Genomic DNA, 12,415 nt, shown 5'->3' with positions numbered 1-12,415 from the left:
TCGTACCACTACTCCTGTACGTCGAGTAATCCGCCGTTTCCATTTTTATTCGACTTCAAAGAAGCCAAAGCAGAGGTGATTGAATCTCAACAAGAAGTCGTTGAAAGTCAGGTTTCCATTTTTATTCGACTTCAAAGAAGCCAAAGTCGTGCTTTGCAGGTACCCCACAGGTAAATATCAACGCTGTTTCCATTTTTATTCGACTTCAAAGAAGCCAAAGTCAACAACCAGCAATTAAGCAAACAGTGATTCAGCTGTTTCCATTTTTATTCGACTTCAAAGAAGCCAAAGTTGTTACTTTAGCAGATCAGAGAGTTGAGAAAAAAGTTTCCATTTTTATTCGACTTCAAAGAAGCCAAAGTTAGAAGGCAGTAATGCTTCCTTAGTCCAACCTGGAAAAGTTTCCATTTTTATTCGACTTCAAAGAAGCCAAAGAAAAAACGGTTACCAAGTCAAGCACAAATTTAGTGAGTTTCCATTTTTATTCGACTTCAAAGAAGCCAAAGACAGTGGAAATTCAGCTAATATCGGAGGTGGAGCAATAATGTTTCCATTTTTATTCGACTTCAAAGAAGCCAAAGCGGTGGAAATTCTGCCAATGTTGGAGGCGGAGCTGCAATGTTTCCATTTTTATTCGACTTCAAAGAAGCCAAAGTGATGCTTTCCGCACTGGCACTAATCAATCAGTAAAGGTTTCCATTTTTATTCGACTTCAAAGAAGCCAAAGTTCTTTGGTGCAACTGTTCCCTTTATTGGCGGTGGGTTAAAGTTTCCATTTTTATTCGACTTCAAAGAAGCCAAAGACAAAATACAAGTGTATTTTCCCCTTCCTCATCTGTTTCCATTTTTATTCGACTTCAAAGAAGCCAAAGGCTACCGCTTAAAAGCCTTGCCCTGAAGTAATCCTACAGCACTTTTTTGTGGGATGCAAATTTTGACTGAAATAATTGCAAATAACTCTCAATAAACCCCTCCACTCAGCGCTTCAAATCCTTACCCAGAGAGCGAATTGTGGGATAGAACGAGAGAATCAGGGTTTCAGCCGTTGTATCTATCCCACATAAAGTAAATCAAAAGAATAAAATAAATTACATTTTCCTTCTATTTTTTTTATCCTTTACCTTTCTACTCCTTCTCCCAAAGGGAGACGCTAACGCGAACGGAGTTCGCCAGTCGCTCATGCGGGAAACCCCCAAGACCGCGCTGGCTCACTTTTTACCTTTGTTGTGCCGATACCCAAAAAGCACTAAAACGTAGTAACATCCCTATATCCTCCGGATTAGCACCCAAAGCTTTTTCTTTAGATATTAGAGCCTGTTCCCTTGCACTATACGCCCATTGTTCCCAAGCATCAAGCCAGTTGATCAACGCAACTTCTACAGATGAAGGTATCTGCTCATCCCGACTTAATATTACCACTTTTGCAACCTTCCCAAACAACCGATTATCCTTAGTAATATCTGCATGACGTGGAAGTTCATCAGCTAGTCGATAAAGTAACGGACTTAAATCAACTTCTTGGTAAACCTGAATAAACCTCCACCAATCTTCGAGTAAATCACCCTTCATCAAAGCTTCCAGAGTATTACCAGAACCGTAAATTACCCGAAAGCACAACCCATCTTTATTTAATAACTTCTTAGCCCGTTCCTTTTCTGCCTGCCAAATATTTTCCAACACCGTAGGCAAAGGAACACTTTTGTGAGCGACAACAATACCCAAACTCATCGTAGCTTCTTTGCCCATAGTAAAGAGCGATCGCGCTGGAATATCTGCTGGAATCGTTTCCTTATCTTTCCACTTCCAATACCCCCCATTACTGCTAAACTCATTTAATGGGTCATTTGCACCGCACCACGCAGCCCGCAAAGAACGCAAAAAACCTGGTAAATCAGCCAGTGATAATGCAGCCATCACATCATCCCCACCGCTGTAAATCACCCTGCCGCAAAAACGTTGCTCTGTAATATAAGGCACTAAGCGATTAGAAAAATCCAGTAACGCTCGATTGAGTCCAACATGAGTAGCAGGACCCATCCGTTTTTTAGTTTTCTTCAGTAAGTCATCCCAATTCGAGTTATCAATCTGACTTTGGTCAACCAAATCTGAGATAATATAATCTTCATAAAACTTCAGCTTACTTCCCGAAACATAACCTCCCATTCCATCCCCATCTCCCAACACCAACACCCACCAATCCGCAGGACTGCTGTCCCCAAAGTGCCTTTTTTGAACTTTATCAACAACTGTACGCAACGCAGACGTTTCCGATGCATTCAAACTCATGTCATCCGCTAGCCACTTGCTAGAGAACATCACACCGTTGTAACCATTACCATAGTCTGATAACTTACTTAAAGCAGCATCAGCACGGCGAACTTGGAAAGGACGACGGGTACGCGAACAGAATTTGTCATGGTGTAAATTTAACTCAGTATAAATTTCTCTCCTCAATTCTGACCAATAATCTTTGATGCGTTGAGGGTAGTGAGTTGCGAAATGTGCGGAAGCGATGGAACAAAGATTAGGAAAGCGAATTAATCCTTCATAATTATCATCGCTTTCTTGATTAAACTTAATTCCTAAATTTTCAGCAACTCCCCCATGTTTCCAAGCCAAACGCTTAGTTAACTCGATAGCGTTCAGTTTCTCCGAACCATTAAAAACACCAGGATAAGCAATAGACATCACTCTCCAAAATAAGCGCAACGAGTCTGTAGGTAAACCCAACCCATCTTGAAAATTTTGGTAAAGCAAACGGGGATGCAACGCGCTATACTGACCTGAGAGGGTAGAACGTTCCCCAGGTGCAACAGGTATTTGCCACCCACGAGTATTTTTTATTGCTTGAATTGCACCACCCAACCGCGCTTGACAGCTACCCCACCAAGAACCAACATTAAGCGTATCATAAACTTGTTGTTCTGCTGGTGCGGGTATTTCCGTGCGGGGTTGCGCTATTTGTTTTTGCAAGTTTACCCATTTCTGATTATCTTGATTCCAAGGATTTATAGCAACTTCTAAATCTCCCTCCGGACTACCCAAAGGAACAGCAACAAAATAGCTTTCCCAAGTATGATTGATTTGAGCATCCCAAAGTTTATTAAATTCCCAACATCCCGGTTCACCAAACTGTTTTAACTCTATTTTATAAGGATTTAGCTCATCTCTGCTCTTGAATTCATCCTTAATTTGGTTCCATACTTGCTCTAGTTTATCTTCTTCTACCTTATTTCCTTCTCGAAATAACTTAATTACAGTCTCCTTAACATGCTTGCGAACTTTGTCGCTGATTTCATACCAATGGTTTTTCAGCCTTTTTTCTAACTCTTTACCCAGTACAACAGCTTTCTCTTTACTGGGTACTACAACTGTAATAATATTAGGAAACCCAGCTGTACACAAACTTTGAGCTTGATTATCCCAAAATTTAGTCACGGGGTCATTACCCTCATATTCTTTAAACTCTTCTTTAAACTCTGGGTAATGCTTTACCATCAATGCATCGATAATTTCCTGACTCCATAATGAAGGAGTAATTACCGCATCAGGTCCATAAATTTCTGCAACATGCCAACAAAGTATCGCACTCAAGTAGTGAAGTAAATAGGAACCTCCCCAAAAATCTAAGAATTTGCGCGAGGATTTAATAAACTCCTGCACTGGGGAGAAAGTAAATATTAGTAAATAAGGATGTTGATGCGAATCATCTTTTTGCCAATTTTCGGGAAACATTGCCCCAACTAAAGCCGAGACGGTACTATTGTAACTATGTTGAGGACAGTCAGGGATGATGCGGTGAGCAGGAGTAAGCAACGCGGTTTCTGATTCTGATGATTGCCGCGCTAGCAATTGCGGATAAAATCGCCAACACCACCAGAATAATCTCATCATATCTTCTTCTGGTTTCTCTGCATTACGAATGCGCTCAAAAGCTTGTTTAATTTTTGTTGCGAGTTCCTCTGGTGATGGCTGGATTGCGGTTGGTATAGTTCGCGGTTCACCGCTAATCGTGTGTCTTAACCCTATTTCATTTCCAGATATTGTACATGAATACAGATTCACGCGATCCGAAGAACTACCCACAGCATCAGCTTTATATCCTTTTTCTTGCCACCACTGGTTTAGCTCGTTAAGTTGCAAAAATTCTAAGTGCTGACATATCTCACTACCCGTACTGCCTGTAGAATTTCTAAGTAGAGCATACAACTTGCGCTGAGGAAGTTTAGACATATTAACCTAGTTTTGGTGGTTATAAATGTATTTTTTGATGCAAAGTATCAAGTATTTATTTGTTCTAGTGATAACACAGTGATAAATAAAAACAAATAATACTTACTGACTTTCTTTAGGTTTAAGAAATTTTGATTAAGTTTTGGTTACGTTGAGTGTTCCGCGAAGGCTGATGTTTTAAGAACTTAGCATGATTAAAATCTATACTTATAACTTTTCGTGCGAACGACGAAAGAAGTAATACCAAGTTGCGGTCAAACGTAACACTGAAGAGCGATGGGGTGGTGGGATGGTGGGGTGGTGGGGAGAATTCGATTCTATATTCTCTATATAGCTCATATGTTATAGTTTTCTCCCTTCTCAAAAAGGTGGGGTGGTGGGGAGAATTCGATTCTATATTCTCCCCATCTCCCCATCTCCCCAAGCCTAGGTTACTATCTTTGAATGCAACTTAGTATTACTTCTTTCGTCGTTCGCACAAATAGTTGGGCAAATAGCAGATTAAAACCGTAGGATAAACTTACTGTGAAATAAATATTTATTTAAATGACTGCTATTTGTCACTTTTTAATCGGTATTCCTGGTTCCGGAAAATCTACCTTAGCTCAGAAATGGGTAAAAAAAGATTCTAACACTGTAATTGTTTCCACTGACGATATCCGTGCTGAATTGTTTGGCTCAGAACAAGTTCAAGGAAACTGGAAATTAGTTGAGGAAGAGTTGCTGACTAAGGTAAAAACAGCTATTACATCTGGACGTTCGGTTATATACGATGCAACTAACGTCAAACGTGCTTGGCGAATGGATACGTTACAAAAGTTTGCCAGCGTTGGTGTCAAAATTTGCATGGCATGGTACTTGAAAACACCCTTAGAGGAATGTTACCGAAGAAATCAGCAACGGCAACGACAAGTGGATGAAAAAATTATCGCCAGTTACGCTGATTTACTAAAACAGTTTGAACCAATTAAAGCCGAGGATTTTGCTCAAGTTACGGAAATTCCAATGGTTAATGGTGAATTTGACTTGGAAAAAATTCAAATGCAAATTCAAAAACTTCCCCGTGCTATTACTAATCGCCATAATCGCAATCAAGGTAAAATATTACATCAGTATTGTCAACTACTCGATTTTGAGCGATTGATGCATTTAATAGCACTCTTGCTCAAATATCCGGGAGCAGGTTTATTACACGTTACCCATCCAGAGTTTTTACAAAAGTTAACTGGGAATACGACATCGGTTACAGATTCACTCTTTGAGTTATCTGCATTAATGGCACGTCAATATCATCCGATTTATGCAAACTCAGAAGCACTAGCGAAGGATTTAGGATGGCTGGAAAAAAATGGCATTATTGGCGAGTCAGGATTAGAAAAAGATATTGAAGTTTCAGACTATACGGGGGATATTAGCCAATTTAATGCTCATACTTACTCGGACATTGATTTATTTGTCCGCTTATTAAAAATTATCCGTTGCATGGTGCATTATCCTTGTTTTCGTTATGAGGAAGGTGCAAAAAGTCAAGAAACATTTTATGAAAATTTACAATTACATATCTACGGTATCTCACAATCTCAACTTCGCAAAGATATTGAAAGAGTTTTACACCCTTACAAAATTCTACCCAACACAGCGATGAAACGCGCTTATTTCCTTGGTACTGCTATTTTAGCAAAACATGAACTAGCCGAAGTGTTTAATGTTTTACGTTCCCACGTACATGAATTAGATGACCCCATAGCGTTTTCAACCTATGAAGCCTTTGAGAAAAAGCTGGAACTGAGTCAATTAGTCAACTTGGAGCATTTTGGTAACACTTATGCTGTGCGAGCGATCGCTTCTCAACCCATTGTTGATATTAATACTTTACCTGATTATACCGCTTATAAAAAGCTAGATGAAATTACTGACGCTATTATATCAGGGCGTGTGTTGCTGTTAGACCGTTTTTTAGGCGCAGGTAGTCACGTTGACAATCCCCATGCCAATGAATCATTTCAAGTCCTGCCATTACAAATTGTGTTTTATAATATCGGTTGGTATCTTGGCTACGAATGTAAAGATGGTGAAAATGCTGGATTGTTTAAATTCGAGCGTCTCGACCGCATTTTTATCCGCCAAAAACTCAATGAAACGCGCAGTTTTGAAAAGCAAAAACAGGCACTTTTGCGTTTAGAAACTCTCTATAAAGCGAGTTATAGCTTATTTATCGGTAATCGCATTGAAGAGCAAAAAAAATATTTAGATAATAAACAACGTAGCTCGGTAGAAATATTACTAGAAATCTGGTGCAATGATATTATCTTTAGATTTATTAGTGAAGGTACTAAACGCTTTCCTCCTGAGAAAATTAAAATGTCGAAACGGTTTGGTGTATCACAACAAGCTGATAAAAAAATGTTTGCATTACCGCAGACTGGTGACTCTCAATTTCCTCATCGTTTTCAAGTAATTCTACCATCATGGTCTGTAGAAGATGTAGATTTGCGACGTTGGATTGTTGGATTTGGAGGTAATATTAAAGTTATGCAGCCGCAAGCTCTTGTCAAACAAGTTAAAGTAATTGGCGATGCGATTAGTCATGTTTATAGTAATTTATAAACTAATACCATTTATATTTTAACATGTGGCTTCGCTATAGTGTTGCAAGATTTATCATAGAAGCGGGTATAGTTTTTATAATATTAGTCAATTAAAACGCGACCTGACACAAGTAAAAACTTATGTAGTTCCAGTAAAAAATAGGAACTACATAGGTTGATTAAAACTCGGCAGTGTTTGGAAGTTCTACAACGTTGTTCTGCTGCTGGGAACGAGCCTTGCGTCGCGCCCAAGAACGGTCGTTGATTTCCTGTAAGTCTTGCAGGGACTTACCGAACTTGCGCCCTGCATATTCCAACAACTGCTCAAGGGAATAGCGCCGTTCTTCAACAGTGCCGAAGACTTCAGTAAACCGTTCTTTGAGTTCATCCCAAGAGAAGGAATCCCCTAAAGAGCGCTTCACCGACAATCCCTGCAACTCGCGCAAAGCGTAGTACACCGTGGCATACTGCTTTTCGCAGTAGTCAGATGTGTTATATTCACCGAGAGCGGAGGTATCGATGGACTGAATAGCGGCGGTAGTGGATTTACGAGGTGCCATAGTAGTAGAACCAAATTAATTTCACTTTTTCATGAGCGTCAGCGATTCTTGAGAAAAACCAAGACGCATTACTGAGTGTTGTGGGGAACTTTTTTTAGGTGTGTAACGCATGGGTGAATCGACTTCAGCTAGATAGTAAAGCGTTCTGATACTAATCCTAGTGGGGTTGAAAGTTGACCACTTGTAAGCGCACTCTCCCGGCTTATACTTGCTCGACTGTCGGCTCCAATCTGACCACAAAGGCAACAGCGCACTTGAGTAAGAGTAGAGTGCCATTCCTACGCGAATCCAGTCGTGGTAGTCGTCGGCACGGTGGGGATGAAGCCGCGACAGCAATGCTGCAATGTGACGGTATGTAGCGTCCCCTGCTAGCTGCGTCACATGAGCGGGATGCCTCGTGATTGGCGCACGGCGTAATGGTTGCTTTTTGACCATCAGCTGTATCAACCAATCTGGAGCAAAGGCGATCGCTCTAGAACTGGGACTGCAATTTTTTAACCAGCGGTAAGGTTTGTGGGTGATGGGGTGAATTGATGGCGGCAGGACGGACATCAATCCTTTAAACCGCAATTCCAGCCCCATGTCCAGCTTGCGAGAGTAGAGTGAAGGGGCTATATCGGCTGACACCTTGAACAACCGCTGACAACGCCCAGGTCGCCCGGACGTGAAAGCGACTGTATCGGGCAGAGGGTTTTCTTGTGCCAGTACGAGCAGCACTTCGGCTGCGGCTGCGCCATCTTGGTCGAGTGCCAGCAGATAATTGCGCCCTGACTCAATAGCCGTGCCAGTCAGCAAGCCAAATCCGGTGCAGTGATGACCATTGGCAAACCACTGGTGAAGTTGCGCTGGAGTATAGGGGCGCTTATTCCAGCCCTTTCCTCCAAGGGGTTGTTTCCCTGAGACAGGAACTAACCCCCAGTCAGGAGGGAGTGAGCTTAGTTCTTTATAAAGTTGTTGCATCACTCTTTTTAGTCATTGGTTGAAGGTGGCTGTTTTTCTAACTTTTTGGCACATCGCCTCATGGTTGCTGTAATTATTAACATGGAACTGTATATTTCGGCTCCATCTTCAGACGCTGTTTCAAGTGCTAGCTCCTCAAGTTATTCAGCCTCTTTCAATAATTTGAGAAAGCGTTTTACTATGCGTTTCATGTCACACAAAAGCTAATATTCCGAGGGCAGCATCAACACCTTTTCAACCAGATAAAGTTTGATGCAAGGCAATGGAAAATCGGTGTACTCAATCTCCTGCCGTAAGATTTCCGAATCTGTATCTTGTTCACAAGTTAATGTGGCAGATTTGTTATCATTTACAACCAACCGCCAAATTTGGAAATCCTGTAAGTTAGGTAATGCAAGCAACTTATTAGTTTGATAAGAAGCAATGGCGTCGATTAGCCAGTAGGCGTTACCAGCAGTAGCTAGATACCTTATTCCGCAGGTATAAAGCAGCCCTAGTGAATGTTTGTATAGTGATTCTGAACTTGTGAACTGGTCGAGGTCTGTTTGCTTTAGTGTCATTTTCAATATTAAATAAAGTTGGGATGAAATGCCATGAGCCACGACAAAAAACAACTCTCCCGTAAAAATGCGGAAAAGTTGTTTTTGAAAGTTGGGGTAACTGAAAGATTTATTTAGACTTACTAACGATTGTGGTTTTTGCTTTGCTTCCGTTAGCACCACCAGTGCCTTCTACATTGGAATCTGCTGGTGATGTTGGTAATGAGCCAGTGTCAGGAGAGTTAGTTTCTACAACAGCTTCAGGCGTCTTATTAGATGTTGAAGTTGCCACAATGCAATCAGCACCTAACTCTTTAGCCTGAGTTTCTACCAAGCTTTGTACCTGATCCGAAGTCAGTCCGGGGATGCGCCCTAACTGTTGAGTTTTGATGAATTTCCAAACTGCCAGTGCCTCAACTGGCGTTGCTGATTGAATAGCTTTGCGTGAAGCTGCAATCAACTTTTCTGCCACTATATTGACTCGGTTTTCTAGAGACATATCTTTTGTCTTAGCCATTGAACCTTTGGGGTAATTGATACATTTCATTTGCCTTAAGGCGTGAGCCTAACCCCAAAAAAACAACACGAGCCAAAATTTCGGCTCATGTCGTTATGGGTAGAAAAACGGGTAGTGTGAGAATACTTGCACTCGGTTTCTACCAAGTTGCATTCAAACAAGGAACAAATAGTGTTGGCAATCAACAACCCCACGCGCGTAAATTACCTGACAGAACGCACCTTGCGTATTAGTCGGAAGCGATCGCCTCCAGCAGCGTCAGCCCGACGGTTTTGTTGAGCGCCGAGTTGCCTTGCGGACAGCTATGCAAGTGCAAGCATTTGGGACAGCCAGCTTCACAACTACAAGCTTTTGAGAGCGATGCAGCACTATGAGCAAACTTCTGAAACTGATGGAATATCGCTTCACTACAGCCATTTCCTCCATCTACCGCATCGTAGAAATAGCCCACGGTTTCGCCTTCCTCAACAACGATGTAGTTTAAATCGAGGCTGGAACTGAGGATGACGAGCGGCACAGCAAATATCATTTGATGACCCATGCTGTGGAGGGCGATAGAATCAGCAGCAGCTTCCCATAATGCAGCATAGGCAGACGGAATGCTTTGGCAGTTAGAACGAAGAACTTGTTCCTTGATTTGTCCGACCTGGGTTGAAATTAGCTGTTTAATTGCGTCGTTGATTTCTACCTTCACTATGGGTGTTTTGTACTGGGTGTAGTAGGGCTTCTCAAACGCTACTTCATCAATGACGGTTACGAGTTCGACATTCTTAAGGCTAGAACCGCAATGCATACATGACTTGCCAGAAACGGGACGGTGATAATTGCGGCATCCCGAAGAAGTGCAAGTTAGTTCGTACTGTTTAACGCATAGTTTGTAGCCAGTCACCGATGATGTAATTTCACCCCAGCCCAGAGTTAGTTTTAACTCACCTTTGTGGATAGAAAGCGCGACTGTTTTGGGGTCTGCCAGCGGTTCGAGCATCTTGATATCCAGGTCAGTCTCAGCTATGGTGAAAGTGTTGCTTTTAGAATTTATAGGGTTTAAAATTGCTATTCGTTGGCTAACATCCAGCGCGGTCGATTTGTATTTGGCAATCTCACCTTCCGTATTCTGAGCGCTGTAGATAGCACCGGGAAATACTTCTCGAAAAGCCATGTCAAGAGACATTTCTTCAAAGTCCTCGCCAGTGCCGTTGTCAATCAACTTGACACTCGTCATTGCGTTTCCTCGCAAATTGATTTCCTTGTGAGGATAGCCCCGTCCCCAAAGTTGTCCGTTTCGGCTGAGAAACAGTTGATTCTGGTTCATGAGGGCATCAGCCACAGCAGGCGCTCGTTCCCCGAAGTAATGAGTTAGCATAGCGATGGGAATGCCGCTTTCCACAGCAGATGCCATCAGGTGCTTGCCCAACAGTATGGGATAATCGGGATTGAAACTAGCGCTTTCAGCTATTGAGTGCAGTAATACGTCGGGATTGCCACTGTAATAGTTATCCAGGGAACTTTGAGCTACTGGCAGGAAGATGACTAGCCCAGGATTTCGCCGACCAGCGCGACCGATTCGCTGCCTGAATGACATTAAACTTCCAGGCCAGCCGCGCACCAAACAGCAATCGAGTTCGGGTAAATCTAGTCCCGCTTCAAGAGCCGACGTACTCAGAATCCACCGAATTTTACCTGACTGCAACTGCTGGATAATGTCACTGCGGCGATCGCTTCGCAATGAGCCGTAGAAGATAGCCACTCCATCAGCAAGATGCGAACACTCCAGTTTGCGGGCTTCTTGCTTGATTATGCTCAACAAACTCTTAACCGCAGAGCGATTGTTGCAGAAACAAATTCCTGTGAGTTCCCTTTGGAGCATTTTGAGGATAATTTTGGCAGCATCAGGATTAGCATTGCTGCTGGGCTTCAAACACAGAGTTGTCCGTCCTGCAATGAAAGCCCCGCTGCGCTCAATCAACTGCAACCGCTCTGGTGTTGTCTCCCGCCCCGAAAAGCGCAGTGCCATTTCAGCCGGATTGCCAATTGTGGCACTGGAGAAGACCCATTGCAAACAATTTGAATCCCCACCAACGCTATCAACTGCAACCCGCAGCCGTCGCATAAGGTTGGTGAAATTGGCACCAAAGGTCGCCACATAAGTATGCGATTCGTCAATGACTACGTAGCGCAACCGCCGCAATAACTCGCGGAACGACTCACCTTCGTCTTTCTTTCGTACATTGTAAAGCTGGTAGTGCAGCAGGTCGGGGCTGACTCCCAAAATCTGGGGCGGTGTGGGACTAAACAGCCGCTGCCGTTCTACAACTGAGGTGTCGCCTGTCATTAAGCCTACTTTAATTTGTTCGTTTTGGGGTAGTTGGGAAACGAGCGATCGCAACTTGCCAATTTGGTCAACTGCCAGCGCCTTAAGCGGGTACAAATACAATGCAGTCGCATCACCAGTGAGGCACGACTCAACAACGGCAATGTTAAAGCACCAGGTCTTGCCGCTAGCGGTTGGAGTCAGGATGGAGATATCCTTACCGGAACGCAGTGCTGTTAAGGATTCTAGTTGATGAGAGTAAATTTGGCTGATACCAATTTCCAAAAGTGCAGTTCTGAGTGCAGCAGGCAGGTCATCAGGCAGTGAATACAGTTCGCCATCGTCGGGTGGGGTAGTTTCCACCGCTATCAAGTTGTCTGCTAACTCTGCTGCAACATCTTTGAAAGCGGGATGATAAATCTGCTCCAGGTCTAAAGCTGGACTAGTCCAGAGTGCGGTTGCTTCTTGCGCTTTAACGATGCTTTTAGTTTCCACCGCGTTCTGCCAGTTGGAGAAAGACACATTCTCGGCTAACTTCTCGAAGTCAACGACTAGCCGAGAACCCAACACCCCAATCACTTGACCAAAGCCGTAAGTGGGAGAGTCAGTAAACCAAAAAGTTTTCTCCTCAGGGCGATCGCTAAAAAATTTTGTAGTAGATGATACTTTTTATTCAGCAAATATTGAACCAGCAAGACTAGGATTGA

8 protein-coding genes and 1 CRISPR repeat array (1 of these 9 cut by a window edge) are annotated in these 12,415 nt (G+C 42.8%); of the genes, 1 reads left to right on the top strand and 7 read right to left on the bottom strand.

Features of this window, described 5'->3' with window-relative positions; translation table 11 throughout:
• Positions 1-872: a CRISPR direct-repeat array (repeat unit 35 nt; unit sequence GTTTCCATTTTTATTCGACTTCAAAGAAGCCAAAG) (it extends 2,200 nt beyond the left edge of the window).
• 343 nt (positions 873-1,215) lie between these two features.
• Positions 1,216-4,233 (bottom strand): type III-B CRISPR-associated protein Cas10/Cmr2, encoded by a 3,018-nt coding sequence (gene cas10 / locus AABK37_RS23445; RefSeq protein ID WP_432553939.1) that lies wholly within the window; start codon positions 4,231-4,233, stop codon positions 1,216-1,218.
• Positions 4,234-4,440: 207 nt separating this feature from the next.
• Positions 4,441-4,572 (bottom strand): hypothetical protein, encoded by a 132-nt coding sequence (locus tag AABK37_RS23440; protein ID WP_432553938.1) that lies wholly within the window; start codon positions 4,570-4,572, stop codon positions 4,441-4,443.
• A 207-nt stretch (positions 4,573-4,779) separates the two neighbouring features.
• Between AABK37_RS23440 and AABK37_RS23435 the strand changes: the two genes are divergently transcribed.
• On the top strand, positions 4,780-6,840 hold the full coding sequence (locus tag AABK37_RS23435; RefSeq protein ID WP_432553937.1) for an AAA family ATPase: 2,061 nt from the start codon (positions 4,780-4,782) through the stop codon (positions 6,838-6,840).
• Between the two features lie 160 nt (positions 6,841-7,000).
• Here AABK37_RS23435 and AABK37_RS23430 read toward each other — a convergent pair whose 3' ends face one another.
• The 5 genes from AABK37_RS23430 to AABK37_RS23410 all read right to left on the bottom strand — a co-directional run bounded on the left by AABK37_RS23430 (position 7,001) and on the right by AABK37_RS23410 (position 12,275).
• Positions 7,001-7,381, bottom strand: a complete 381-nt coding sequence (locus AABK37_RS23430; RefSeq protein ID WP_432553936.1) for a hypothetical protein — start codon at positions 7,379-7,381, stop codon at positions 7,001-7,003.
• Between the two features lie 21 nt (positions 7,382-7,402).
• Positions 7,403-8,341, bottom strand: a complete 939-nt coding sequence (locus AABK37_RS23425; RefSeq protein ID WP_432553935.1) for a bifunctional DNA primase/polymerase — start codon at positions 8,339-8,341, stop codon at positions 7,403-7,405.
• A gap of 203 nt (positions 8,342-8,544) precedes the next feature.
• The gene (locus AABK37_RS23420) at positions 8,545-8,901 is read right to left on the bottom strand and encodes a DUF6876 family protein (RefSeq protein WP_432553934.1); all 357 of its coding nucleotides are present in this window, start codon (positions 8,899-8,901) and stop codon (positions 8,545-8,547) included.
• Positions 8,902-9,010: 109 nt separating this feature from the next.
• Positions 9,011-9,397 (bottom strand): hypothetical protein, encoded by a 387-nt coding sequence (locus tag AABK37_RS23415; RefSeq protein ID WP_432553933.1) that lies wholly within the window; start codon positions 9,395-9,397, stop codon positions 9,011-9,013.
• 229 nt (positions 9,398-9,626) lie between these two features.
• A complete protein-coding gene (locus AABK37_RS23410; protein WP_432553932.1) occupies positions 9,627-12,275 on the bottom strand; it encodes a DEAD/DEAH box helicase in 2,649 nt (882 codons plus the stop codon).
• Positions 12,276-12,415: the final 140 nt, after the last annotated feature.

This window comes from Tolypothrix sp. VBCCA 56010, assembly GCF_050875635.1.
Classification (GTDB): domain Bacteria; phylum Cyanobacteriota; class Cyanobacteriia; order Cyanobacteriales; family Nostocaceae; genus Hassallia.
The sequence above is the reverse complement of the archived record's forward strand: the minus strand, read 5'-3'. Positions and strand labels throughout refer to the sequence as shown.